At 72.1% G+C, this 23800-nt stretch carries 25 protein-coding genes and 1 pseudogene; 15 read left to right on the plus strand and 11 right to left on the minus strand.

What is annotated here, in order from left to right:
- Positions 1-52: 52 nt before the first annotated feature.
- From ACFV5N_RS08950 to ACFV5N_RS08960, 3 genes and pseudogenes are all read left to right on the plus strand, one after another.
- Positions 53-418 (plus strand): annotated as a pseudogene (locus ACFV5N_RS08950) (ATP-binding cassette domain-containing protein); the annotation flags it as partial.
- A gap of 257 nt (positions 419-675) precedes the next feature.
- Positions 676-1617 (plus strand): ABC transporter permease, encoded by a 942-nt coding sequence (locus ACFV5N_RS08955; RefSeq protein WP_385596135.1) that lies wholly within the window; start codon positions 676-678, stop codon positions 1615-1617.
- Positions 1618-1701: 84 nt separating this feature from the next.
- Positions 1702-2337 carry an ABC transporter permease gene (locus ACFV5N_RS08960; RefSeq protein WP_385596082.1) on the plus strand — a complete coding sequence of 212 codons (636 nt, stop codon included), beginning with the start codon at positions 1702-1704 and terminating at the stop codon, positions 2335-2337.
- 34 nt (positions 2338-2371) lie between these two features.
- On the opposite strand, the gene ybaK is transcribed toward ACFV5N_RS08960, so the two are convergent.
- Positions 2372-2872: a Cys-tRNA(Pro) deacylase gene (ybaK, locus tag ACFV5N_RS08965; protein ID WP_385596085.1), complete on the minus strand. Its 501-nt coding sequence runs from the start codon at positions 2870-2872 to the stop codon at positions 2372-2374.
- 15 nt (positions 2873-2887) lie between these two features.
- Positions 2888-3676, minus strand: a complete 789-nt coding sequence (locus tag ACFV5N_RS08970; protein WP_385596088.1) for an LON peptidase substrate-binding domain-containing protein — start codon at positions 3674-3676, stop codon at positions 2888-2890.
- Positions 3677-3791: 115 nt separating this feature from the next.
- Between ACFV5N_RS08970 and hisD the strand changes: the two genes are divergently transcribed.
- The 9 genes from hisD (at position 3792) to ACFV5N_RS09015 (ending at position 10595) form a co-directional block, all read left to right on the plus strand.
- Positions 3792-5114 (plus strand): histidinol dehydrogenase, encoded by a 1323-nt coding sequence (gene hisD, locus ACFV5N_RS08975; protein ID WP_385596091.1) that lies wholly within the window; start codon positions 3792-3794, stop codon positions 5112-5114.
- Positions 5111-6268: a histidinol-phosphate transaminase gene (locus ACFV5N_RS08980; RefSeq protein ID WP_385596094.1), complete on the plus strand. Its 1158-nt coding sequence runs from the start codon at positions 5111-5113 to the stop codon at positions 6266-6268. The genes hisD and ACFV5N_RS08980 overlap by 4 nt, the downstream gene beginning before the upstream one ends.
- Positions 6265-6855: an imidazoleglycerol-phosphate dehydratase HisB gene (hisB, locus tag ACFV5N_RS08985; RefSeq protein WP_019433646.1), complete on the plus strand. Its 591-nt coding sequence runs from the start codon at positions 6265-6267 to the stop codon at positions 6853-6855. Before ACFV5N_RS08980 ends, hisB begins: the two co-directional genes overlap by 4 nt.
- A complete protein-coding gene (locus tag ACFV5N_RS08990) occupies positions 6852-7016 on the plus strand; it encodes a hypothetical protein (protein WP_019433645.1) in 165 nt (54 codons plus the stop codon). The genes hisB and ACFV5N_RS08990 overlap by 4 nt, the downstream gene beginning before the upstream one ends.
- On the plus strand, positions 7013-7651 hold the full coding sequence (gene hisH / locus ACFV5N_RS08995) for an imidazole glycerol phosphate synthase subunit HisH (RefSeq protein WP_385596098.1): 639 nt from the start codon (positions 7013-7015) through the stop codon (positions 7649-7651). The genes ACFV5N_RS08990 and hisH overlap by 4 nt, the downstream gene beginning before the upstream one ends.
- Positions 7651-8376, plus strand: a complete 726-nt coding sequence (gene priA / locus ACFV5N_RS09000) for a bifunctional 1-(5-phosphoribosyl)-5-((5-phosphoribosylamino)methylideneamino)imidazole-4-carboxamide isomerase/phosphoribosylanthranilate isomerase PriA (RefSeq protein ID WP_385596101.1) — start codon at positions 7651-7653, stop codon at positions 8374-8376. The genes hisH and priA overlap by 1 nt, the downstream gene beginning before the upstream one ends.
- Complete coding sequence (locus tag ACFV5N_RS09005; RefSeq protein ID WP_385596104.1) at positions 8373-8768, plus strand: Rid family hydrolase; 396 nt, start codon at positions 8373-8375, stop codon at positions 8766-8768. The genes priA and ACFV5N_RS09005 overlap by 4 nt, the downstream gene beginning before the upstream one ends.
- Positions 8765-9535 (plus strand): imidazole glycerol phosphate synthase subunit HisF, encoded by a 771-nt coding sequence (gene hisF / locus ACFV5N_RS09010; RefSeq protein WP_375065369.1) that lies wholly within the window; start codon positions 8765-8767, stop codon positions 9533-9535. Before ACFV5N_RS09005 ends, hisF begins: the two co-directional genes overlap by 4 nt.
- Positions 9536-9644: 109 nt before the next feature.
- Positions 9645-10595: a DUF4328 domain-containing protein gene (locus tag ACFV5N_RS09015; RefSeq protein ID WP_385596106.1), complete on the plus strand. Its 951-nt coding sequence runs from the start codon at positions 9645-9647 to the stop codon at positions 10593-10595.
- A 49-nt stretch (positions 10596-10644) separates the two neighbouring features.
- Here the strand turns inward: ACFV5N_RS09015 and ACFV5N_RS09020 are convergent, their stop codons facing one another.
- The 3 genes from ACFV5N_RS09020 to ACFV5N_RS09030 are packed head-to-tail and all read right to left on the minus strand — an operon-like array spanning position 10645 to position 14064.
- A complete protein-coding gene (locus ACFV5N_RS09020; protein ID WP_385596138.1) occupies positions 10645-11385 on the minus strand; it encodes a succinate dehydrogenase/fumarate reductase iron-sulfur subunit in 741 nt (246 codons plus the stop codon).
- A gap of 5 nt (positions 11386-11390) precedes the next feature.
- A complete protein-coding gene (locus ACFV5N_RS09025; RefSeq protein ID WP_385596108.1) occupies positions 11391-13361 on the minus strand; it encodes a fumarate reductase/succinate dehydrogenase flavoprotein subunit in 1971 nt (656 codons plus the stop codon).
- Between the two features lies 1 nt (position 13362).
- Positions 13363-14064: a succinate dehydrogenase cytochrome b subunit gene (locus tag ACFV5N_RS09030; RefSeq protein WP_385596111.1), complete on the minus strand. Its 702-nt coding sequence runs from the start codon at positions 14062-14064 to the stop codon at positions 13363-13365.
- Positions 14065-14160: 96 nt separating this feature from the next.
- Between ACFV5N_RS09030 and ACFV5N_RS09035 the strand changes: the two genes are divergently transcribed.
- Complete coding sequence (locus tag ACFV5N_RS09035) at positions 14161-15051, plus strand: LysR family transcriptional regulator (RefSeq protein ID WP_385596114.1); 891 nt, start codon at positions 14161-14163, stop codon at positions 15049-15051.
- 32 nt (positions 15052-15083) lie between these two features.
- Here the strand turns inward: ACFV5N_RS09035 and ACFV5N_RS09040 are convergent, their stop codons facing one another.
- The 6 genes from ACFV5N_RS09040 to ACFV5N_RS09065 form a co-directional block, all read right to left on the minus strand.
- Positions 15084-15722: a hypothetical protein gene (locus ACFV5N_RS09040; RefSeq protein ID WP_385596116.1), complete on the minus strand. Its 639-nt coding sequence runs from the start codon at positions 15720-15722 to the stop codon at positions 15084-15086.
- Positions 15723-15728: 6 nt separating this feature from the next.
- The gene (locus tag ACFV5N_RS09045) at positions 15729-16670 is read right to left on the minus strand and encodes a carbohydrate ABC transporter permease (RefSeq protein WP_385596119.1); all 942 of its coding nucleotides are present in this window, start codon (positions 16668-16670) and stop codon (positions 15729-15731) included.
- The gene (locus tag ACFV5N_RS09050; protein WP_385596122.1) at positions 16667-17629 is read right to left on the minus strand and encodes a carbohydrate ABC transporter permease; all 963 of its coding nucleotides are present in this window, start codon (positions 17627-17629) and stop codon (positions 16667-16669) included. The genes ACFV5N_RS09045 and ACFV5N_RS09050 overlap by 4 nt, the downstream gene beginning before the upstream one ends.
- Positions 17630-17677: 48 nt before the next feature.
- Positions 17678-18982 carry an ABC transporter substrate-binding protein gene (locus tag ACFV5N_RS09055; RefSeq protein ID WP_385596125.1) on the minus strand — a complete coding sequence of 435 codons (1305 nt, stop codon included), beginning with the start codon at positions 18980-18982 and terminating at the stop codon, positions 17678-17680.
- Positions 18983-19269: 287 nt separating this feature from the next.
- Positions 19270-21249, minus strand: coding sequence for a rhamnogalacturonan lyase (locus ACFV5N_RS09060; protein ID WP_385596128.1), 1980 nt, complete (start codon positions 21247-21249; stop codon positions 19270-19272).
- Positions 21250-21373: 124 nt separating this feature from the next.
- Positions 21374-22858, minus strand: a complete 1485-nt coding sequence (locus ACFV5N_RS09065; RefSeq protein WP_385596130.1) for a GDSL-type esterase/lipase family protein — start codon at positions 22856-22858, stop codon at positions 21374-21376.
- A 377-nt stretch (positions 22859-23235) separates the two neighbouring features.
- Between ACFV5N_RS09065 and ACFV5N_RS09070 the strand changes: the two genes are divergently transcribed.
- Both ACFV5N_RS09070 and ACFV5N_RS09075 read left to right on the plus strand, forming a co-directional pair.
- A complete protein-coding gene (locus ACFV5N_RS09070) occupies positions 23236-23454 on the plus strand; it encodes a hypothetical protein (RefSeq protein WP_019433604.1) in 219 nt (72 codons plus the stop codon).
- On the plus strand, positions 23451-23800 hold a 350-nt coding region (locus tag ACFV5N_RS09075), incomplete at its 3' end, for a hypothetical protein (protein WP_385596132.1). The genes ACFV5N_RS09070 and ACFV5N_RS09075, both read left to right, overlap by 4 nt.

Consider the following 23800-nt stretch of genomic DNA (forward strand, 5'->3'; position numbering starts at 1 on the left):
AGGCCCCAACGGCGCGGGCAAGACCACCCTGGTACGGCAGCTGACCGGTCTGCTGCGGCCCGACCGCGGCAGCATCGACCTGCTCGGCCACGACCTGGTGCGGCACCCGCGCCGGGCCGCCCGGCTGCTGGCGTACCTGGGACAGGAGTCCGGGGCGCTGGACGAGCTGACGGTGGCGCTCGCCGCCGAGACCACCGGCCGGCTGCGCGGTCTGGAACCGGCCGCGGCCCGGCGGGAACGCGACGCCGTCCTCGACGAACTCGGCCTGGGCCCGCTGGCCGGCCGGCCGCTGAAGCAGCTGTCCGGCGGCCAGCGCCGGCTCGCCTGCGTGGCCACCGCCCTGGTGGCGGGCCGGCCGGTCCTGGTGCTCGACGAGCCCACCACCGGCATGGACCCGGTGGCACGGCGCGCCGTGTGGGCCGCCATCGACCGGCGGCGCGCCGAGCACGGCACCACCGTGGTGCTGGTCACGCACAACGTGATCGAGGCGGAGACCGTGCTCGACCGGGTGGCGGTGCTGGAGACCGGCCGGGTCATCGCCTGCGACACACCCGGCGGTCTCAAGGCGCTGGTCGGCGACGAGGTGCGGCTCGACCTGGTGTGGCGCGACGAGGCACCGCTGTGGCTGCCCGCCGTCGCCGCGCTGCGGCCCGGGGCGGTGGAGGCGGGGCGCCGCTGGACGCTGCGGCTGCCGCCGGAGCGGGCGCGGGCAGCGGTGACCGAGGTGACCACGGGCCCGGCGTTCGCCGCCCTCGACGACTTCACACTCGCCACCCCGACCCTGGAGGACGTCTACCTGGCCCTCGGCGGCCAGGGGGAGGGGCTGGTACGGGCGTGAGCGCCGTTCCCCATCCGCTGGCTCCCGCCGTGCGGGTGTGGCCCGCGCTGCGGGCCGTCTATGTCGCGCAGCTGTCGCGGGCCCGGGTGGCCCGGATCCCGCTGCTGTTCGTGGCCACCTTCCAGTCGATCGGGATCATGGTCCTGATGCGCGGCGTCGTGGCCGGCGGCAGCGGGGACGAGGCCCGCGCGGTGGTCGCCGGCTCCGCCGTCCTGGTGGTGGCGTTCGTCGCGCTCAACCTGCTGGCCCAGTACTTCGGGCAACTGCGGGCCGGCGGCGGCATCGACCACTACGCGACGCTGCCCGTGCCGGCCGCCGCCGTGGCGCTGGGGACGGCCGCCGCCTACGCCTCCTTCACCGTGCCCGGCGTCGTCGTCACCGCCGTGTCCGGGGCGCTGCTGTACCAGCTGCCGCTGGGCGGGCTGTGGGTGCTGCTGGCGGTCATCCCGCTCGCCGGGGCGGCGCTGGCCGGCCTCGGCGCGGCGCTCGGACTGCTCGCGCCCCGGGCGGAGCTGGCCACGCTCTGCGGGCAGCTGGGCATGTCGGCGGCGCTGCTGCTGGGCGTGCTGCCCGCCGCGCGGCTGCCGGAGCCGGTGCGCTGGCTGCGGGAGCTGCTGCCGTCCACCTACGGGGTGGAGGCGCTGGCCGAGGTGCTGCGGCCCGGCCCCGACTGGGGCGTGGTGCTGGTGAACCTGGCCGTGTGCGCCGGGGTCGGGGTGCTGGCGCTCGCGCTGGCCACCTGGGCGTACCGGCGGGCCGCCGTGAGCCGCCCCGCCTGACCGGTCCCGGCGGACGATCCGTTCATACGCCCGAACGGCCGTCCCCGCACCCGAACAGGTGGCCGGGGCTGGCAGGATGTGAGGGTGATCGCGCCCCAGCCCTCCGAGGACCACCGCACGCCCGGCACGGGCGGCGGCCATGACCCCTGGTCGGTTCCCGCCGCGCCGCCCGAGCGGCCGCGCCCGCGGTGGGGACGGGACATACGCACCGCCCTGCTGGTCGGGCTGCCCGTCGCCGTGCTGGCCGGGCTCGCGCTCGGCGTGCTGTGGCCGCTGCTGGCGCCCCGCGTCCCGGTGGTCTCCAACGGCCGGGCCGTCATGCTCCAGAACTCCGAGGGGCAGCAGGCCATCGCCATCGACGGCACGTTCCTGCTGGCCGGGCTCGCGGTCGGGGCCGTCACCGGGGCGCTGGTCTTCTGGCTGCGCCGCCGCCGGGGCGGGATCGCCGAGGTCCTCGGGCTCGCCGCCGGCGCGGTGGCCGGGGCCTTCCTCGCCTGGCGCGTCGGCGTCTGGCTGGGCCCCGAGCAGGACCTGGTGGCGCACGCGCGCCGGGTGGGGGAGGGCGTCGTCTTCGACGCGCCGCTGAAACTGGAGGCCAAGGGCGTCCTGACCGGGCTGCCGTTCGGCGCGGTCGGCGCGCATCTGCTGTGCACCGCGCTGTGGGCCCCGCGCACACCGCTGCCCGCCCCGGGCCAGGAGTTCCCGCGCTGGAAGGGCTGAGGACCGCCCCGGCCGGTCCCCGGCCCCGCGGCCGTCAGTCCCTGCCGATCGGCGCCGTCACCGCCGAGGTGAGGGCGGCCAGATCCGCCGGGGCCAGCTCGATCTCCAGACCCCGCCGGCCCGCCGAGACGAAGACCGTCTCGTGCCCGGCCGCCGAGGCGTCCAGCACGGTGGGCAGCCGCTTGCGCTGCCCCAGCGGGGAGATCCCGCCCCGTACGTAGCCGGTCGTGCGCTCCGCCGCCGCCGGGTCGGCCATCACCGCGCGCTTGCCGCCCACCGCCGCCGCCAGCGCCTTCAGATCCAGCGAACCGGCCACCGGCACCACCGCCACCGTCAGCGCGCCGTCCACCTCGGCGACCAGCGTCTTGAACACCCGGCGCGGATCGTTGCCCAGCGCCGAGACCGCCTCCTCACCGAAGGAGGCCGTCCCCGGATCGTGGTCGTAGGCGTGCAGCGTGAACCGCACCCCCGCCGCGCTCGCCGCCACCGTCGCCGGGGTGCCGCCCGCCCCGCCCTGCCGCTTCTTCTTCGCCACCGCCGCCGCGTCCCCTCAGTTCAGGCTGGTCGGGCGCAGCGTGTACTCGGCGCCCGGGACCGAGGGGAGCCTACTGATCAGCGTGGTCTCCCGGCGCAGGATTTTCAGCTCCTCGGCCAGCCGGGTGGCGGTGTCCCGGGCCTGGAGCAGCCGCTGCTTGTCCGCCGTGTACATCACGGTGGCCGCCGCCACCAGGTACGACACCACGGAGGGGTCGTCCGGCAGCTCCTGACCCGAGGCCAGCGTCCGCTCGTTCGCCCCCGCCAGCTCCTTCTGGTAGCCGCGGAACGCCCGCAGCACCCCCGAGGCCAGCGCCCCCGCGCCCTCCCCGGGCTCCTCCGGCAGCGTCTCCACCTCCGCCGTCAGATAGGGCCCGCCGGTCTCCACCGACAGCAAACGGAACCGGGTGGTGCCGGTGGCCAGCACCTCGTACCCGTCCACCGCGGCGCCCGGTTCGCCCTCCTCGGCGAGCACGGCGGCGGCCGAGGAGGCGCGCGGCCGGATGGTGGAGGCGTCCGCGATGCAGCCGACCGGGTGAAAGGAGTCCATCGGGTCGGCGGCGAACCCCGCCGCCGGACCCGCCTCGGGCAACTCGGCGGGGTCGGGCAGGCCGATCGCGCTGGGCGCCACCTCGTGCCCGTCCCTGATCGCGACCACCCCGAACGGGCGTGGTCCGTCCTCGGGGAGGTCCAGCAGATCCCGCATCAGTGCCCGGTAGCGCGCCTCGAAGACGTTCAGCGGCAGCACGAGCCCGGGGAAGAGCACGGTGTTGAGCGGAAAGAGGGGCAGGCGCGTGGTCGTCACGACCGGCCAGCCTACTGGCTGTGCGCGCCCCCGTGACGGTGGGTCGCCGCCGGCCCCCGGACCGTATGGTGAAACGCCCGATCGCCCGGTCACGGCCGTCTGAGAGACTGGACCCGTGCTGAACCGAATCGATCTGCGCGATGCGCCCTCGTCGCAGGGTGTGATCGACCGTGACCTGCTGCCCCGCGCCGAACTCGACGTCGAGGCCGCCCTGGAGAAGGTGCGGCCCATCTGCGAGGACGTGCGCCATCGCGGCACCGCGGCGCTGATCGAGTACGCGCGGCGCTTCGACCGGGTGGAGATCGAGCGGGTCCGGGTCCCGGTGGAGGACATCCGCGCGGCCCTCGACACCCTCGACCCCGCGGTGCGGGCGGCCCTGGAGGAGTCCATCCGGCGCGCCCGGCTGGTCCACCGCGACCAGCGGCGTACGGACTCCACCGTCCGCGTCGTGCCCGGCGGCACCGTCACCGAGCGCTGGGTGCCGGTGGAGCGCGTCGGGCTGTACGTGCCCGGCGGGCAGGCGGTCTACCCGTCCTCCGTGGTGATGAACGTGGTGCCCGCGCAGGAGGCGGGCGTCGGCTCACTCGCCCTCTCCTCGCCGCCGCAGCGCGAGCACGGCGGGCTGCCGCACCCCACCATCCTGGCGGCCTGCGCGCTGCTCGGCGTGGACGAGGTGTACGCGGCGGGCGGCGCCCAGGCGATCGCCATGTTCGCCTACGGCACCGACGAGTGCCGCCCGGCGCAGCTGGTGACCGGGCCGGGCAACGTCTACGTGGCCGCCGCCAAGCGGCTCCTCAAGGGCCGGATCGGCATCGACGCCGAGGCCGGGCCCACCGAGATCGCGATCCTGGCCGACGACAGCGCCGAGCCGCGCCACGTCGCCGCCGACCTGATCAGCCAGGCCGAGCACGACGAACTGGCCGCCGCCGTCCTGGTGACCGACTCCCCGCGGCTCGCGGAGGCCGTCGAGGCCGAGGTCCGTACCCAGGTCGCGGTCACCAAGCACCAGGAACGGGTGACGGCGGCGCTCACCGGGCGCCAGTCCGGCATCGTGCTGGTGGACGACATCGAGCACGGCCTCGCGGTCGTCGACGCCTACGCGGCCGAGCACCTGGAGATCCTCACCCGGGACGCGGCCGCCGTCGCCGCACGGGTGCGCAACGCGGGCGCGGTGTTCGTCGGCCCGTACGCGCCGGTCTCGCTCGGCGACTACGCGGCCGGCTCCAACCACGTGCTGCCCACCGGCGGCTGCGCCTGCCACTCCTCGGGCCTGTCCGTGCAGTCCTTCCTGCGCGGCATCCACGTGGTGGACTACGACCGCGCGGCGCTGGCGGACGTGGCCGGGCACGTGGTCACCCTCGCCGAGGCGGAGGACCTGCCGGCCCACGGCGCGGCCGTCAAAGCCAGGTTCGACTGGAAGGTTCCGGACAGCAAGTGACCCGCACCACCCGAATCGACGACCTGCCGCTGCGCGACGAGTTGCGCGGCAAGAGCCCCTACGGCGCACCGCAGCTCGATGTGCCGGTGCGGCTGAACACCAACGAGAACCCGTACCCGCTGCCCGAGGAGCTGGTGCGCCGCATCGCCGAACGCGTCTCCGACGCGGCACGCGGCCTCAACCGCTACCCGGACCGCGACGCGGTGGGGCTGCGCACGGCGCTGGCCGGCTATCTGACGGAGACCACCGGCTACCGCGTCGGGCCGACCCAGGTGTGGGCGGCCAACGGCTCCAACGAGATCCTCCAGCAGCTGCTCCAGGCGTTCGGCGGCCCCGGGCGCACCGCGCTCGGCTTCGACCCCTCGTACTCGATGCACGCGCTGATCGCGCGCGGCACCGGCACCGGGTGGGTCTCCGGCGGCCGGGACGCGCACGACTTCACCATCGACGAGCCGGCGGCGGTGGACTTCATCACCGAGCAGCGGCCCGATGTGCTGTTCATCTGCTCGCCGAACAACCCGACCGGCACCGCGGTGGCGCCGGAGACCGTCCGGGCGCTGTACGACGCGGCGCAGACGGCGGCGAAGGGCCGGCACGGCGCGCTGGTGGTGGTGGACGAGGCGTACGCCGAGTTCAGCCACCGGCCCTCGCTGCTGCCGATGATCGAGGGCCGGCCGAACCTGGTCATCTCCCGCACCATGTCGAAGGCGTTCGGGGCGGCCGGGCTGCGGCTCGGCTACCTCGCCGCCGACCCGGCGCTGGTGGACGCGGTGCAGCTGGTCCGGCTCCCGTACCACCTCTCCGCCGTCACCCAGGCCACCGCGCACGCCGCGCTGGAGTTCTCCGCCACCCTGCTCGGCTACGTCGAGGAGCTGAAGGCCGAGCGCGACCGGCTGGTACGCGAACTGCGCGCGATGGGCCTGGAGGTGACCGACTCGGACGCCAACTTCATCCAGTTCGGCCGCTTCGCCGATCCGCACGCCTTCTGGGAGAAGGTGCTGGAGCACGGCGTCCTCATCCGGGACAACGGCGTACCGGGACGGCTGCGGGTCAGCGTCGGGACCCGCGCCGAGAACGACACCTTCCTGGATGCGGTACGCGCCGCGCTCAAGGACACGCAGGAAGCAGCACCAGAGAGCGAGGAACGCCCATGAGCCGCGTGGGGCGGGTGGCACGGACCACCAAGGAGACCTCGGTCGTCGTCGAGATCGACCTCGACGGCACCGGGCAGGTCGATGTGTCGACCGGGGTCGGCTTCTACGACCACATGCTCGACCAGCTGGGCCGGCACGGCCTGTTCGACCTCACGGTCAAGACCGAGGGCGATCTGCACATCGACACCCACCACACCATTGAGGACACCGCCCTCGCGCTGGGCGCGGCGTTCCGGCAGGCGCTCGGCGACAAGGTGGGCATCGTCCGCTTCGCCAACGCCTCGGTGCCGCTGGACGAGTCGCTGGCGCAGGTGACGGTGGACCTGTCCGGGCGCCCGTATCTGGTGCACACCGAGCCGGAGGGGATGGCGCCGATGATCGGGTCGTACGACACGACGATGACCCGGCACATCCTGGAGTCGTTCGTCGCCCAGGCGCAGATCGCCCTGCACGTGCACGTCCCGTACGGGCGCAACGCGCACCACATCGTGGAGTGCCAGTTCAAGGCGCTGGCCCGGGCACTGCGCTACGCGAGCGAGATCGACCCCCGGCAGACCGGCATCCCCTCGACGAAGGGCGCGCTGTGACCTGGGCCTCCACGCTGCTGTTCGCGGGCGGGCTCTTCCTGGGCGGCGGCACGTTCTCCTTCATCCAGCAGAAGATGCCGCGCGGCGTCACGCTGCTGCTCGCCCTCGGCGCGCTGATGTGCGTGCTGGCCGGGGTCGCGCTGCTGGAGGTGTGGGAGTGACGGCACCGTCGGTGGTCGTCTTCGACTACGGATTCGGCAACATCCGCTCGGCCGAGCGCGCCCTGGCCCGGGCCGGCGCCCGGGTGGAGATCACCCGGGACTTCGACACCGCGCTGAACGCCGACGGACTGCTGGTGCCCGGGGTCGGCGCGTTCGCCGCCTGCATGACGGGGCTGCGCGCGGCGCGCGGGGACTGGGTCATCGGCCGGCGGCTGGCCGGCGGACGGCCGGTGCTGGGCATCTGCGTCGGCATGCAGATCCTCTTCGCGCGCGGCATCGAGCACGGCGTGGAGAGCGAGGGCCTGGACGAGTGGCCCGGCACCGTCGGCCCGCTCACCGCCGACGTCGTCCCGCACATGGGGTGGAACACGGTGACCGCGCCGGCCGGCTCCCGGCTGTTCGCCGGCCTGTCGGCCGAGGACCGCTTCTACTTCGTGCACTCCTACGCGGTGGCCGACTGGGAGCTGGAAGCCCACAACGAGGCCCTCAGCGCGCCGCTGGTCACCTGGGCCACCCACGGTGCGCCCTTTGTCGCGGCGGTGGAGAACGGCCCGCTGTCCGCGACGCAGTTCCACCCGGAGAAGTCCGGCGATGCCGGTGCCCAGCTGCTGAAGAACTGGATTGAGACGCTGTGATGAACGCTGCGAAGTTGGAGCTGCTGCCCGCCGTCGACGTACGGGATGGGCAGGCGGTGCGCCTGGTGCACGGCGAGTCGGGGTCGGAGACCTCCTACGGCGACCCGCTGGCCGCCGCGCTGGAGTGGCAGCGGGCCGGGGCCGAGTGGCTGCACCTGGTCGACCTGGACGCGGCGTTCGGCACCGGCGACAACCGCGAGCGGATCGCGGAGGTCGTCCGGACGATGGACATCAAGGTCGAGCTGTCCGGCGGGATCCGCGACGACGCCTCGCTGGCGGCGGCGCTCGCCACCGGCTGCACCCGGGTCAACCTGGGCACCGCCGCGCTGGAGTCGCCGCAGTGGGTGGCGAAGGTCATCGCCGAGTACGGCGACCGGATCGCGGTGGGCCTCGACGTGCGCGGCACCACGCTGCGCGGGCGCGGCTGGACCCGGGACGGCGGCGATCTGTACGAGACGCTGGAGCGGCTGAACGCGGAGGGCTGCGCCCGCTACGTGGTGACGGACATCGCCAAGGACGGCACCCTCCAGGGCCCCAACCTGGAGCTGCTGAAGAACGTCTGCGCGGCGACCGACCGGCCCGTGGTGGCCTCCGGCGGCGTGTCGTCCCTGGATGACCTGCGGGCTCTTGCCACCCTGGTGCCGCTGGGCGTGGAGGGCGCGATCGTCGGCAAGGCGCTGTACGCGAAGGCGTTCACGCTGGAGGAGGCGCTGAAGACCGTATGAGCGGTGGCGGTGGGACATGGGAGGACTCGCTCGGCGCGGCACGCGCCGTGGCGGCGGGCGACCGGGTGCTGGTGTCCGGGACCGCGCCGCTGGCCGACGACGGCGGGGTGTCGGCGACGGACGAGGCCTATGAGCAGACCCGGGCGGCCTTCAGCGAGGCGGTGGCCGCGCTGGAGCCGTTCGGCATCGGCGCCGAGGCGGTGATCCGCACCCGGATGTATCTCAGCCACGTCCGGGACGTGGAGGAGGTGGCGCGGGCGCACCGCGAGCTGTTCGGGGCGGTGCGGCCGGTGTCGACGGTGGTGGTCACGGCCGGGTTCGTCGATCCGCGGGTGCTGGTCACCGTGGAGCTGGAGGCGTACCGGGGCAGCGAGCGGAGCGAGGCGTCATGAGTCTGGCGGTACGGGTCATCCCCTGTCTGGACGTGGACGCGGGCCGGGTGGTCAAGGGCGTCAACTTCCAGAACCTGCGGGACGCCGGGGATCCGGTGGAGATGGCCAAGGTGTACGACGCGGAGGGCGCCGACGAGCTGACCTTCCTGGACATCACCGCCTCCTCGGGGAACCGCGAGACCACCTACGACGTGGTGCGGCGCACCGCCGAGCAGGTCTTCATCCCGCTGACCGTGGGCGGCGGGGTGCGGACCACCGACGACGTGGACCGGCTGCTGCGGGCGGGCGCCGACAAGGTCGGCGTCAACACGGCGGCGATCGCGCGCCCCGAGCTGATCGGGGAGATCGCCGAGCGGTTCGGGAGCCAGGTGCTGGTGCTGTCGGTGGACGCGCGCCGCTGCCCGGAGGGCACGGTGACGGACTCCGGGTTCGAGGTGACGACGCACGGCGGCCGGCGCGGCACCGGCATCGACGCGGTGGAGTGGGCGGAGCGGGCGGCCGGCCTGGGCGCCGGGGAGATCCTGCTCAACTCGATGGACGCGGACGGCACGAAGGACGGCTACGACACCGCGATGATCGCGCAGGTGCGCAAGCGGGTGAGCATCCCGGTGATCGCCTCCGGCGGCGCCGGCCGGCTCGACCACTTCCCCCCGGCCGTCGCGGCGGGCGCGGACGCGGTACTGGCGGCTTCGGTGTTCCACTTCGGGGATCTGCGGATCGGCGAGGTGAAGGACACTCTGCGGGCCGCGGGTCATCCCGTCCGGTAGGGCACGGGGCCGGGTCCTGCCCCGTCCGGGCCCCGGGTCGCGGAGCGTGTCGGGCCGGACTGTTAGAGTCAGCCCGCAATCGTATGAACGGGCTTACGGGGGGCGGTACATGACCACACAGCCATGCCGGAACTGCGGGCAGCGGCCGGCGGCGACACCGGAGGGCCGGTGCGCGGCCTGCGCCCCGGCCGCCGTCCCGCCGCCCCACCAGGGCGCCCCGCAGCCGCAGCCGCAGCCGCAGCCGCAGCCGCAGCCGCAGTCGCCGTACGCCCCGCCGCCGCCCGGCGGCGTCCCCCAGCCCCCGCAGGGGTACGGCACACCGCCCTACCCCGCGCCGCCGCACGGGGGCATGCCGCCCTACGGCGCTCAGCCGCCGCACGGCTTCGCCCAGTACCAGGACCCCCGGGGGCTGGCGACGGCCGCCACCGTGCTGCTCGGGATCTGCATCGCCGTGTGGACCCTCGCCCTGCTCGCCGGCGGCCGCATGATGAACCTCATCTCCGACCTGGAGGAGGGCCGCTTCGTCAGTCTGGACACCGCCGAAGCCGCCGACACCTTCTACGGCGTGTCGGGGCTGCTCCAGGCCCTGGCGCTGCTGGCCACCGGGATCGTCTTCCTCATGTGGTTCTACCGGATCCGGGTGAACGCGGAGGTGTTCGCCCCGTACGGCCACCGCATGAAGCGGGGCTGGGCGATCGGTGGCTGGCTGGTGCCGATCGTGAGCTTCTGGTTCCCGAAGAAGATCGCCAATGACGTCTGGAAGGCCAGCGCGCCCCAGAACGAGGCCGACCGGACCGGACTGCTCACCGGCTGGTGGCTGGTGTGGGTCTTCTCGACCGTGGTGGGCCCGCTGAGCGTCACCAGCGGCGGCGACCTCAGCAGGGATGAGCAACTGAACGAGATCCGGCGCGAGATCAGCACCACCATCGTCAGCGATCTGCTCGGGCTGATCGCCGCCGTTCTCGCGATCCTCGTCGTCCGCCGGCTGACCCGCTTCCAGCTGGACACCTACGCGCGGGGCCCGGTACCCCAGGCGTATCCCGCCCCCAGCGCGCCGTGACCGGCCGCCCGGCCGCCCCGGTGCGGGTGGCGGCCGGGCCCGGAAACCCTCAGCGCTTGCGCACCGCGCGCAGGTACTCCCGGTTCATCGCCGTGATCGAGGTCAGCGGAATGCCCTTGGGGCAGGCCGTCGCGCATTCGCCGGTGTTGGTGCAGCCGCCGAAGCCCTCGGCGTCCATCGTGCCCACCATGTCCAGGACCCGGCTCTCGCGCTCCGGGGCGCCCTGCGGCAGCACATTGAGGTGCACCACCTTCGCCGAGGTGAACAGCATCGCCGAACCGTTCGGGCACGCCGCCACGCACGCCCCGCAGCCGATGCACTCCGCGTGCTCGAACGCCGTGTCCGCGTCCGGCTTGGGCACCGGGGTGGCGTGCGCCTCCGGGGCGCTGCCGGTCGGGGCGGTGATGTAGCCGCCCGAGCCGATGATCCGGTCGAACGCCGACCGGTCCACCACCAGGTCCTTCACCACCGGGAAGGCCGCCGCCCGCCACGGCTCGATGTCGATCGTGTCGCCGTCGGAGAAGTTCCGCATGTGCAGCTGGCAGGTGGTGGTGCGCTCCGGGCCGTGCGCGGCGCCGTTGATGACCATCCCGCAGGCGCCGCAGATGCCCTCCCGGCAGTCGTGGTCGAAGGCCACCGGCTCCTCGTCCGCCAGGATCAGCTCCTCGTTGAGGGTGTCCAGCATCTCCAGGAACGACATGTCCGGCGAGATCCCCGAGACCTGGTACGTCGTCAGCCGCCCCTCGGCGTCCGGGCCCGCCTGGCGCCAGATGCGCAGGGTCAGATTCATCGTGGTCATGCGTAGCTCCGCTGGGTGGGGTGGACGTACTCGAAGGTCAGCTCCTCGCGGTGCAGCACCGGCGGGGCGCCCGTCCCCCGGAACTCCCAGGCCGCCGCGTACGAGAACTCCTCGTCCCGGCGCTCCGCCTCGCCGTCCGGGGTGCGCGACTCCTCGCGGAAGTGGCCGCCGCAGGACTCGGAGCGGTGCAGCGCGTCCAGGCACATCAGCTCGGCCAGCTCCAGGTAGTCGGCGATGCGGTTCGCCTTCTCCAGCGACTGGTTCAGCTCCTGCCCGGAGCCGGTGACCTTGATCCGCTGCCAGAATTCCGCCCGCAGCGCCGGGATCCGGGCCAGCGCCTCGCGCAGCCCCTCCTCGGTGCGGGACATCCCGCAGTGGTCCCACAGCAGGGTGCCCAGCTCCCGGTGGAAGGAGTCGGGGGTGCGGTCGCCGTTGTTCGACACCAGCCGGTAGAGCCGGTCACTGACCTCGAACACCGCCTCGGAGACGGCCGGATGGTCGGCGGGCACCTCCTCCAGGCCCGCGGTGCGCGCCAGATAGTCGGCGAGCGTGGCGGGCAGGATGAAGTAGCCGTCCGCCAGGCCCTGCATCAGGGCGGAGGCGCCAAGACGGTTGGCGCCGTGGTCGGAGAAGTTGGCCTCCCCGATCGCGAACAGCCCCGGCACGGTGGTCTGGAGGTCGTAGTCCACCCAGAGCCCGCCCATGGTGTAGTGGATCGCCGGGTAGATCCGCATCGGCACCTCGTACGGGTTCTCGGCGGTGATCCGCTCGTACATCTCGAAGAGGTTGCCGTAGCGCGCCTCGACCGCGTCCCGGCCCAGCCGGGCGATGGCGTCGGCGAAGTCCAGGTAGACGCCCTGCCCGCCGGGGCCCACCCCGCGCCCCTCGTCGCAGACCTTCTTCGCGGCGCGCGAGGCGATGTCGCGCGGCACCAGATTGCCGAACGAGGGGTACTGGCGCTCCAGGTAGTAGTCCCGCTCGTCCTCGGGGATCTCGGCCGGTGGCCGGGAGTCCCCGGCCCGCTTGGGCACCCAGATGCGGCCGTCGTTGCGCAGCGACTCGCTCATCAGGGTCAGCTTCGACTGGTGCTCGCCCGAGCGCGGGATGCAGGTGGGGTGGATCTGGGTGAAGCAGGGGTTGGCGAAGTACGCGCCGCGCCGGTGGGCGCGCCAGATGGCGGTGGCGTTGGAGTTCTTGGCGTTGGTGGAGAGGTAGAAGACGTTGCCGTAGCCGCCGGAGGCCAGCACCACCGCGTCGGCGAGATAGGTGTCGATGCGTCCGGTGAGCAGATCCCGGGCCACGATGCCGCGCGCCCGGCCGTCGATCACGATCAGGTCCAGCATCTCGGTCCGGGCGTGCATCGTGATGGTGCCCGCGTCGATCTGCCGGGACAGCGCCTGGTAGGCGCCGAGCAGCAGCTGCTGCCCGGTCTGGCCGCGGGCGTAGAAGGTACGGGAGACCTGCACGCCGCCGAACGAGCGGGTGTCCAGCAGCCCGCCGTACTCGCGGGCGAACGGCACGCCCTGGGCCACGCACTGGTCGATGATCTCCACCGACACCTGGGCGAGCCGGTGCACATTGGACTCGCGGGCGCGGAAGTCGCCGCCCTTGACGGTGTCGTAGAACAGCCGGTGGATGGAGTCGCCGTCGTTGCGGTAGTTCTTGGCGGCGTTGATGCCGCCCTGCGCGGCGATGGAGTGGGCGCGGCGCGGCGAGTCCTGGTAGCAGAACTGCTCGACGTGGTACCCGGCCTCGGCGAGCGTGGCGCCGGCCGCGCCGCCGGCCAGGCCGGTGCCGACGACGATCACGGTGTGCTTGCGGCGGTTGGCCGGGTTGACCAGCTTGGCCTCGAAGCGGCGGCGGTCCCAGCGTTCGGCGATCGGGCCGCCGGGGGCCGCGGTGTCGCGCAGCGGGGTCTCGGCGGTGGTGTAGTCGCTGTAGCCGGTGGGCTCGGTGAAGGAGGACATATCAGCTCACGATTCCGGTCATGACGGCGACGGGGACGGACACGAAGCCGGCGGTCAGCACGAGCGCCACGGTGGTGGCGGTGGCGCGCAGCGCGCGGTCGCGGGTGCGGCTGCCCAGCCCGAGGGTCTGCACGGCGCTCCACAGGCCGTGCCGGATGTGCAGGCCGACGGCCACCAGCGCCACGATGTAGATGACGTTGCCGTACCAGGTGCTGAAGGTGGCGACGACGTTCTCGTACGCCTCGCCGTGCACGCCGTGCGGGTTCACCGTGCCGGTGGTCAGGTCCAGGATGTGCCAGACGATGAACAGGGCCAGGATCACCCCGCCCCAGCGCATGGTGCGGGTGGCGTAGCTGGTGCGGCGCCGGGTGTGCGCGTACTTCACCGGGCGGGCCGCGCGATCGAGGCGGCTGAGCTGGTAGGCGGCCACGCCGTGCGCGATGACGGCGGTCAGCAGGACGACGCGGGCGATCCACAGGAACCACTCGTGCTTGAGGAACGGCTCGCCGATGGTGCGCAGCCACTGGGCGTACGCGTTCATCTCGTCGGGGCCGAAGAAGACCTTCAGGTTCCCGAGCATGTGGCTGATCAGATAGAGGAGCATGATCAGCCCGGAGACGGCCATCACGGTCTTCTTGCCGATGGTGGACCGCCAGATGAGGGCGGGGATGCTGCGGCTGCCTGTCCGCGTCGCCAGAGCCATGACACCTGACCGTAGGGAGCCGGACCGCGATCCGTCCAAGACATAGAACAGCTGATCCCGATAGCCTGTGCCTATCATGCCGGGTAGGGTGCGGTCATGCAGCTCCAGCAGCTCCGGTATTTCACCGCCGTCGCCGAGACCCGGCACTTCACCCGGGCCGCCGAGCGCGAGCACGTCGCCCAGCCCTCGCTCTCCCAGCAGATCAAGGCGCTGGAGCGGGAGCTGGGCGCCGAGCTGTTCCACCGGGCGCGCGGCCACATCGGGCTCACCGACGCCGGCGCCGCGCTGCTGCCGCTGGCCCGGCGGATCCTTGCGGACACCGAGACCGCCCGCCGCGAGGTGCAGGAGGTGGCCCAGCTGCGGCGCGGCCGGGTCAGGCTCGGCGCCACCCCGAGCCTGTGCGCCTCACTGGTGCCGGATGTGCTGCGCACCTTCAAGGACCGCTACCCGGGCGTCGACCTGCTGGTGCACGAGGGCGGCTCGCGGGACCTGGTACGGCTGCTGGCGTCCGGCGAACTCGATCTGGCACTGGTGATCACCCCGCTCCAGGCGGACGCCCCGGCGCTGGTCACCGGCGAGCTGCTGCGCGAGGAACTGGTGCTGATCTCGCCGCCCGGCGGCCCCTCACCGGTCCGGGGGCGGCGGCACGCCCGGGTGGCGGATCTGCGGGAGGTGCCGCTGGTGATGTTCCGGCGCGGCTACGACCTGCGGGAGCTGACGGTGGCGGCGTGCCAGCAGGCCGGCTTCGAGCCGGTCTTCAGCGTGGAGGGCGGGGAGATGGACGCGGTGCTCGGCTTCGTGCGGGCCGGGCTCGGGGTGGCGGTGGTGCCGAGCATGGTGGCCGCCCGCTCCGGCCTGCCGACGACGCCGTTCGCGGCGCCCGGGCTGCACCGTACGGTCTCGGTGGCGCACCGCGGCGATGTCTCCCCGCCCCGGGCGGCGCGGGAGCTGGAGCGGATCCTGATGACTCACCGGGGCGGGCTGTAGGCCCTCGCCCCGGCGCCGGGCCCCGCCACCGGTCAGCGGACGGCGGCGCTCTCCTCGGACTCCGCGCCGTCCGCTCCGGCCGCCGCCGTCCTGGCCGCGAAGCGGTGCTCCACCCCCAGCGCCGCCAGCGCGAGCAGACCGCCCACCAGCAGGGCCAGCGGCAGCAGCATCCACACGAAGACCACGCACATCGCCGCCGCCAGGACCAGCAGCAGCGAACCGGAGAGATCGTCCCGGATGTCGGTGAACGCGTCGCGCACCGCCGCGCCGAGATGGGTGTCCGGGTGCCACCGGGCCGCGATCCGCAGCAGCAGCACCGCGAGCGCGCCGCCGTGCACCAGCGACAGCGCGTAGACGGCGGGCCCGCCCGGCAGCAGCCCGGTCTCGGCCAGCGACAGATTCCACAGCAGCAGCAGGACGGCGACGGGGAAGGCCAGCGCCAGCGGCCACAGGGTGCGCCAGGCGGCGGTGAAGTCGGCCCACACGTCCGCCAGCCGCACGCTGTCGCCGGTCAGCTGGCGCCGCAGGTGCGCGGTGCCGGCCACGAGCGCCGGGACGGCGGTGATCAGCGGCGCGGCCAGGACGGTCACCAGCACGCCGGTGATCACCACCTCGCCGAACAGCGTCAGCCCCGCCCTGATCCCGCCGCCCTCGCCGGTCCTGCTCGCCATGCCCGATCAGCCCTTCAGACCCGAGGTCGCCACACCGTCGACGATATAGCGCTGGAACAGCATGAAGAAGATGATGACCGGGGCCAGCGCCAGGACGGCCGCCGCCATCTGGGCGCCGTAGTCCGAGACCGAGGTCTGGTCGGAGAACTGGCGCAGCATCAGCGGCAGTGGGTACTTGTCCGGGCTGCGCAGATAGATCAGCGGCGCCAGGAAGTCGTTCCAGCTCCAGATGAACGCGAAGATCGAGGCGGTGGCCAGCACCGGCCGCATCAGCGGCAGCATGATGAACCAGTAGATCCGGCCGTGGCCCGCGCCGTCGATGCGCGCCGACTCGTCCAGTTCGCGCGGCACCCCGCGCATGAACTGCACCATGAGGAAGACGAAGAACGCCTCGGCCGCCAGGAATTTGCCGATCAGCAGCGGGATGTAGGAATCCGTCCAGCCCAGTTCGTTGAACATGATGAACTGCGGAATGATCACCACGTGGAACGGCAGCAGCAGCGTGCCGATCATCAGCCCGAAGTACAGCTTCCGGCCCGGGAACTCGATCCGCGCGAAGGCATAGGCCGCCACCGAGCAGGACAGACAGACACCCACCACGGAACCGACGGCGAGAATCATCGAATTGCTGAAGAAGGTCCAGAAGGACACCCCGCCGATGCCCTCGAAGGCCCGGGTGAAGTTGTCCAGCGTGGTTTCCCGGGGAATCAGCCCGACCTCGCCGATGATCTGATTCGTCGGCCGGAACGAGGACAGCAGCATCCACACCCCGGGATAGAGCATCACGATGCCCAGCGCCCAGGTGACCCCGTGGAACAGGACGGTTCTGGCGCCCCCGCGCACTTTCGCCTTCCGCCGCGCCGCCTGTGCCTGGACGGAACGGTTCCCGGCGACCGGCGGCGCGGGCGGGGGTGTTTCCCCGGTGAGGGTGGGAGTGGTGTTGCTCATCGTGTCTCCCCGCCGTAGTGCACCCAGTATTTCGAGGTCTTGAAGAAGATCAGCGTGATGATGCCGACGACGATCACCAGCAGCCACGCCATGGCCGCCGCGTAACCGAGCTGCCCCTGGCCGAAGCCGCGCTGGTAGAGATACAGCGTGTAGAACAGCGTCGAGTTCGCGGGACCGCCCTTGCCGCCGGAGATGATGAAGGCGGAGGCGAAGACCTGGAAGGAGTTGATGGTCTCCAGCACCAGGTTGAAGAACAGCACGGGCGAGAGCATCGGCAGCGTGATCCGCCAGAACTTGCGCAGCGGGCCCGCGCCGTCCACGTCGGCGGCCTCGTACAGCTCGTTCGGGATCTGCTTCAGACCCGCCAGGAAGATCACCATCGGGGCGCCGAACTGCCACACCGCCAGCAGGATCATCATCGGCAGCGTCATGTCCGGGTTGCCGACCCAGCCACCGGGCTTCATCCCGAAGAACTGGCCGATCTCGTCCACGATGCCCTGGTCGTTGAACATCGCCTTCCAGATGATGGCGATGGAGACACTGGCGCCGATCAGCGAGGGCGCGTAGAAGAGCGAGCGGTAGGTGCCCTGGCCGCGCCGCCGGTTGTTCAGCAGCATCGCCACGGCCAGTGCGGCGGCCAGCTTGATCGGGGTGCCGACGATCGCGTACAGGCCGGTGACCTGCACCGAGTCCATGAAGCGCGGGTCGTCGAAGAGCCGGGTGAAGTTGTCGAACCCGATCCAGCCCCAGTCCCGGATCGGGTGGAAGTTGGTGAAGGAGAGGTACAGCGAGGCGATCATCGGGCCGGCTGTCAGGGTGATGAAGCCCAGCAGCCAGGGGGCGAGGAAGGCGTAGCCGGCCCGGGTCTCAGCACCCCGCCGCGGCGGCCGCCCGTGGCGCGGCCGCCGGGCGGGGGTGCTGTTCGCCGATTCCCGGGACGCCTCATGCGTGAGTGACACGAGGAATCATCCGTTCGGTGCGTCTGTGAGGGACTCCGGGGATACCGGTCAGCGGACGAGGTGGTTGCCCGCCTCGGAGAACCAGCGCTGGACGAAGGTGTCGGAGTCGATCCGGTAGAAGCCGAACTCGGCGGCCAGCACCTCGACGTACTCGGTCTCCACCGCGCCGAAGCCCTCGGGCTGGAACGGCACCGTGGCCGTCATGTAGCCCTCGTCCCGGGCCCGCTGCTGGTACTCGATGACCCGCGCGTCCAGGCTGCCCGGCTCGATCTCCAGGGCGTCCAGCCGCTCGGCGGAGGCCGGCACACCCAGGTCGGTGCCGATGATGGCGCCGGCCTCGGGGGAGTTGATGAGGAAGTCGACCAGCAGGGCGGCCTCTTCGGGGTGCTTGGTGTTGGCGCCCATGCTCAGCTGCATGGTGGGCTTGAAGAACATGTGCTTCTGGCCGTCGGCGCCGCTGGGCACCGGCATCAGCTGGATGTTGTCGCTGCCGAGGTCGTGCGAGTAGTTGTGGATGAAGTTGTCCCAGTGGAACTCCATCACGGCCTCGCCGTTGGTGAAACCGCCCAGCGGGTCCAGCTGTTCGGTCCGCTCGGCGGGGAAGAACTGGTCGTCGGGGGAGCGCAGGGCGGCCGCGCTGTCGATGAATTCCCGCATGTCGTCCTCGGTGAAGTTCAGTTCACCGGTCTCGCTGAACGGCTCGATGCCCTGCTGCACCAGGTGCTGCATGAACAGCCACCACACCATGGTGGGGTCGTCGGCGCCGTACACGCGCGGGCTGTGGTCCGCGCCGGCCGCGGTCACCTCGGAGACGAAGGCGAAGTACTCGTCCCAGGTGTAGTCCCAGTCCGGTATCTCCAGGCCGAGTTCCTCGATGAGATCCGGGTTGTACATCAGGGTGAGGGTATTGGTGCCGGTGGGGATGGCCACCAGTTCGCCATTGGCCTCGCCGGAGCTGAGGAGTTCGGCGTCGATCTGCGAGACGTCCAGCTGGTTACCGGCGTAGTCGTCGAAACCGAGCAGCAGACCGGAGCCCGCGTACTCCAGGAGCCGGGAGGCGTCCATCTGGAAGACATCGGGGAGTTCGCCGGAGGTGGCGTCCGTGGAGCGCTGTGTCCAGTAGTCGGGGAACGCGGCGAAAGAGGTCTGGACCTTGATGCCCGGGTTCTGGTCCTCGAACAGATCGATGGCCTGCTCATAACGGGAGGCCCGTTCGTCGCCGCCCCACCAGGTGAACTTGAGGGTGACATTCCCGCCGTCACCACTGCCACCGTCGGAGCCACACGCCGTAAGGGCCAGAGATCCGGCTACGGCGATCGCAAGACCACGCAGCGCGGTCTTCTTGAATGACATGTAGAGCCTCCTTGCTCCGTTATGCACAACGGCACTCCACGGGAGGTGTCAATGGCTTCTCAACGCCTTACCGGCCCCCGGTGACACCCGAAGTGAATCGTTACAATACAGCCGGGGCCTGCTCCGGCAACCGGGCGGCGGATAACTTTTCGGAAACGCCGACGACATGTTCGAGGGGCCGGCGACACGGCCGGGCGGCCCGTGATCGGGCCGCCCGGTGACGTCGGACCCTGTTGGATCCTGGTGATTCCTGCGCTGACCTGCGCAGTTATGGGAGCTGCTGGGAGTCAGCGGTCCCGCGGGGCCGGCACATAGCTGATACGCGGCCCGGCCGGCCGCTCCATGCCCTCCCCGAGGAAGAAGGACGGGTGCGGCGGCTGGTTGTACGCGACGTTCTGCCAGGCGATCGCCAGCCGGTACTGCGGATCGTGCATCAGCGTGCGCAGCCGCAGATCCGTCTCGTCCACCGTCGTGAACACCCGCAGGGCCGAGTCGTCCTGCGTGCGGTAGACGACCTCCTCCCGCCAGTCCCCGTACAGATCCGCCTGGATCACCGGCGTGCCCTTGGTCCAGTTGTTGGAGTACACGCCCTCCGGATGGAAGATCTCCACCTGCTCCTGGTTCACCCAGTCCCACTTGGCGATGAACGGCTCACCGGCCGGGTCGTTCGCCTCGTCGAAGGTGTGGTCCAGGATCTCCCGCAGCGGATCGGCGTCCCACCAGATCATGAAGTTGGCCGACGGGATGGAGGTGCTCAGCAGCGTCCCGTCCGCCGCGCGCAGCTCGCCCTCGCGCGAGTTCCACGCCCCGGTGGCCGTCACCGCCCAGCCCTCCGCGCCCGGATGCGTCGGATCGATGTCACCGACCGCCGCCCGCCCGGTGTCCCGGGTGGCCGGCATGTCGTACAGGATCTCGCCGGTCGCCGCGTCCCGGAATGTCGCGCCCCGGTTCCCGGACGCCGCCATGCTCTCGTGCGCCCCGAACACCTCGAGCCCCGGGCGGGACGGGTCGAAGTCGCCCACGTGCAGCGCGTCGCCGTGCCCGAGTCCGGTGTTGTACAGCGGCGTCCCGTCGTGGTCGAGCGTCAGCTGGCCGTAGACGATCTCGTCCCGCCCGTCGCCGTCCACATCGGCCACCGACAGGCTGTGGTTGCCCTGCCCCTCGTACGCGCGCCCCCAGTCGTTCGAGTCGAACGTCCAGCGCTCGCGCAGCGCGCCGTCCCGGTAGTCGTACGCCACCAGCACGGTCCGGGTGTAGTAGCCGCGCGCGAAGACCACGCTGGGCCGCTCCCCGTCCAGATACGCCACCCCCGCCAGGAACCGGTCCACGCGGTTGCCGTAGCCGTCGCCCCAGTCGGCGACGTTCCCGCGCCCGGGGGAGTAGTCGATCGTCTCCACGGCGGCGCCGGTCGGGCCGTCGAAGACCGTCAGGAACTCCGGCCCCGACAGGATGTACCCGCCCGAGTTGCGGTGGTCGGCCGCCGGATCGCCGAGCACCGCCCCCGTGCCGTCGACCGTCCCGTCCGCCGTCTTCACCACGACCTCCGCCCGGCCGTCACCGTCGAGGTCGTAGACCATCAGCTGCGTGTAGTGTGCGCCGGCCCGGATGTTGCGGCCCAGGTCGATCCGCCACAGCTGCTCGCCGTCCAGGGTGTAGGCGTCGATGTAGACGTTGCCGGTGTACCCGGAGCGCGAGTTGTCCTTGGCGTTGCTCGGCGACCACAGCTGGACGATCTCGTAGCGGCCGTCACCGTTCAGATCGCCGACGCTCGCGTCGCCCAGGTGGTAGGTGTACTCCTCTCCGTCCGGGGTCGTCCCGCCGGCCGGCCGGTTGACCGGGATGTCGCGGTACTGCTGCGACCAGACACCGAACTCCTCGGTGCTCTCGCCGCGCGGCCCGTTGCCGCCCTGGACGACGGCCACCCGGTAGCGGGAGTCGGCGGTGCCGTCCGGGTCGGTGTAGTTGGTGGCGCCGCGCAGCGGCTGCCGGGTGATGCGCTCGCCGTCCCGGTAGACGTGGAACGAGATGTGGTCCGGGTCGAGACCGAGCATCCGCCAGCCCACGTACACCCCGTCCTCGGTGAGTACGGCGACGGGGGCCCGGTCCAGCTGCTCCATCGCCCGCACCGGGGCGGGGGAGGGCTTGCCGCCGGGCGCGGCGGTGCCGGCCGGGGCGGTCAGCAGCGAGGCGGCGGTGGCCAGCGCGGCGAGGGCGGCGACGGTGAGGGTGCGGGTTGATCTTCGGACGCTTGCGGCTCGGAAAGGCATCCGTGCTCCTTTGGTGCGGGTTGGTGCGGGTTGGCGCCGGGTGGTGCGGTACGGCGGTCCCCGGCGCGCGGTCGCGTGCCGCGCGGCGACGTGCCGGGGCCACGAACAGGGGGGACCGGGCGGCTCAGCCGGTCCGGGTCAGCTCCAGACCGTTGAGGTGCGCGGTCTGCCCCGAGACGGTGACGGTCAACTGCCCGTCGGAAACGGTGATCCCGGTGAAGGTGGCCGTGGTGACGCTGCCGCCGCCGGCCGAGACCCCGCCGGCGTCCCGGCCCTCGAAGGCCAGCTGGGTCCTGGCCGAGCCGAGCAGATCGCCGACCTGGACGGTGGCCGCGTAGGTGCCGTCCGGCACGTCCACCCGGAACGCGTAGCTGCCGCCGAAGTACGCGACGAAGTCCCGCCGCACCGCGTCCAGCGCGGCGCCCCGGTCGCGGTCGATCACCCCGGCGGTGGAGACGAAGCCGTAGCCGCGCTCGGCGCTGTACAGCGCCCCGGTGTCCACCCCGGTCCAGCCCTCCGCGACCACCTGGCCCACCGGGCCGAAGTCGAAGCGGTACTCCGGGGAGCGGGTGGTCAGGGTCAGCGGGGCGGACGGAGCGGACGCCCCCTGGGCGTTCACCGCGATCACCCGCAGCTCGTACGCGCTGCCCGCCGCGAGCCCCATCACATCGGCGAGCGGGAGAGTGGAGGTGGCGGCCAGGGTGTACGCGTCCTCGGGTGCGCCCCGCGGCTTGCGCTGGACGCGGTAGATGTCGGCGCCGGGGACCGCGTCCCAGGTGAGCCGGGCGCCCTGGTCGGAGATGTCCCGGGCGGCCAGCCCGGTGGGCCGCTCCGGGACCGCGCCCGGGGTACCGGCACCGGTGACGCGGCTCGCCAGCGGGGTGTCGAGCCGGGCGACGTCCTGGGCGACGAGCCGGGCCATCTGGATGGCGCCGTACTCCTGGAAGTGGGTGTCGTCCACGGTCCCGGTGGGCCGGTTGGGGTAGACACCGGCCGGCACGTGCAGGAAGACCGACCTGGCCTCCTCCGGGCCGATGCCGTCCAGATAGGCGCGGGAGGACGCGGACAGGTCGATCAGCGGGACGTTCTCCTCCTGCGCGACCGCGATGGCGCGGTCCACGTACTGCGGGAAGGAGACGTTGAACCTGCCGGTGGCCGGGTCGAAGGAGCGCCGCGACACCGGGGTGACGATCACCGGGATCGCGCCGCGCTCCTTGGCGCCGCGGATGTAGTCGTGGCGCAGGTATTCCTTGTAGTCGTCGGGCGGGGTGTAGCGCTCGGGCCGGTCGACGGTGGCGTCGTTGTGGCCGAACTGCACGAAGAGGTAGTCGCCCGGGCGGATGACGTCGAGGATGGAGTCGAGCCGCCCCTCCTCGATGAAGCTGCGCGAACTCCGCCCGCCGATGGCGTGGTTGGCGATGGTGACGTCGTCGGTGAAGAAGCGGTCGAGGACCTGGCCCCAGCCCGCCTGCGGGGCCCAGTACGGGTCGTAGGTCTGCACGGTGGAGTCACTGGCGAGGTACACGGTGACCGGTTCGGCGGCCCGCGCCTGAGCCGGCAGGGCGAGGCCCACCACGGCGGTCGCGGCGGCGGCGACCGCCGTGATCACGGTCCGCAGCGGGCCGGGGCCCCGGTGGGGTCGGTGGCCGTCCCGGTGTCCGGGGGCCGGTGGAGCAGCACTTCCGCCCATCATCACTCCTATGTGGTGGGTGGGTACGGAGCGCGTGCGGGGTGTGCGGTGGCATGGCGGTGCCCGTGAACCGATCGACGTGAATCGATTCATTAATCATGCGCACGACACGTGCAAGCGCTTGCTGATTCGCCGGGAGTGTTGCCAACCGGTCACGGCGCTGTCAAGACGTCTGCACGCATGCGCACGCGAACGAACAGATCCGCGCAGCTCGCGCGGTCAGGCCGGGGTCGCCCCGGCGCATCGCTACCGTGTTCGGTTGCAGGAGCGGTAGCAGCGCCACTAGGGTGCGGCACATGCCTGGGATCACGATCGAATTCACCGAGGAAGAACTGGCCGAGCTGCGAGCCGAGGCCAAGGAGCGCGGGGTGGCGATCAAGCGGCTGGCGCACGACATACTGACCGAGGATGTGGTGCGCAGACGCCTCAAGCAGCGCTTCGTCGAGGGCGCGGTGAAGTACGCCCGTGAGTACAAGGCGGAGTTCGAGCAGGAGTTCCCGGAGGGTCTGCGGTGACCCTCTACGTGGACGCGGGGTGGGTGCTGAACGTCCAGCTGGACGTCAGCCCGCCCAACACCCCGATCAGGGACTGGGGCGCCCTCCAGTGCATGGCCGAGCGCCATCGCTACGAGCGGTTCGCCGACGAGCCGTACTACGAAGAGACGGTCTCCCGGGCCGCGACCTTCCTGCACACCGCGCTGCAGTTGGAGCCCTTCGCCGACTTCAACGCCGCGATCGGGGCCGCCTGCACCCACATGTACCTGGATCTCTCGGGGGAGCCCATCGCCCCACCCCCGGGCGGCATGGCGCAGCTCGCGCGCGACATCCGAGCGCACAAACGCGATCTGCAAGGAGCCGCGCG

Origin of the sequence: Streptomyces sp. NPDC059853 (genome assembly GCF_042731495.1) — a bacterium.
Taxonomy (GTDB): domain Bacteria; phylum Actinomycetota; class Actinomycetes; order Streptomycetales; family Streptomycetaceae; genus Streptomyces.

Bases quoted from the DNA above. Each gene is read 5' to 3' on its own strand.
- hisB (WP_019433646.1), top strand. From the start codon at position 6,265: ATGAGCCGCGTGGGGCGGGTGGCACGGACCACCAAGGAGACCTCGGTC.
- priA (WP_385596101.1), top strand. From the start codon at position 7,651: ATGAACGCTGCGAAGTTGGAGCTGCTGCCCGCCGTCGACGTACGGGAT.
- ACFV5N_RS09005 (WP_385596104.1), top strand. From the start codon at position 8,373: ATGAGCGGTGGCGGTGGGACATGGGAGGACTCGCTCGGCGCGGCACGC.
- hisF (WP_375065369.1), top strand. From the start codon at position 8,765: ATGAGTCTGGCGGTACGGGTCATCCCCTGTCTGGACGTGGACGCGGGC.
- ACFV5N_RS09015 (WP_385596106.1), top strand. From the start codon at position 9,645: ATGACCACACAGCCATGCCGGAACTGCGGGCAGCGGCCGGCGGCGACA.
- ACFV5N_RS09020 (WP_385596138.1), bottom strand. From the start codon at position 11,385: ATGAATCTGACCCTGCGCATCTGGCGCCAGGCGGGCCCGGACGCCGAG.
- ACFV5N_RS09025 (WP_385596108.1), bottom strand. From the start codon at position 13,361: ATGTCCTCCTTCACCGAGCCCACCGGCTACAGCGACTACACCACCGCC.
- ACFV5N_RS09030 (WP_385596111.1), bottom strand. From the start codon at position 14,064: ATGGCTCTGGCGACGCGGACAGGCAGCCGCAGCATCCCCGCCCTCATC.
- ACFV5N_RS09035 (WP_385596114.1), top strand. From the start codon at position 14,161: ATGCAGCTCCAGCAGCTCCGGTATTTCACCGCCGTCGCCGAGACCCGG.
- ACFV5N_RS09040 (WP_385596116.1), bottom strand. From the start codon at position 15,722: ATGGCGAGCAGGACCGGCGAGGGCGGCGGGATCAGGGCGGGGCTGACG.
- ACFV5N_RS09045 (WP_385596119.1), bottom strand. From the start codon at position 16,670: ATGAGCAACACCACTCCCACCCTCACCGGGGAAACACCCCCGCCCGCG.
- ACFV5N_RS09055 (WP_385596125.1), bottom strand. From the start codon at position 18,982: ATGTCATTCAAGAAGACCGCGCTGCGTGGTCTTGCGATCGCCGTAGCC.
- ACFV5N_RS09060 (WP_385596128.1), bottom strand. From the start codon at position 21,249: ATGCCTTTCCGAGCCGCAAGCGTCCGAAGATCAACCCGCACCCTCACC.
- ACFV5N_RS09070 (WP_019433604.1), top strand. From the start codon at position 23,236: ATGCCTGGGATCACGATCGAATTCACCGAGGAAGAACTGGCCGAGCTG.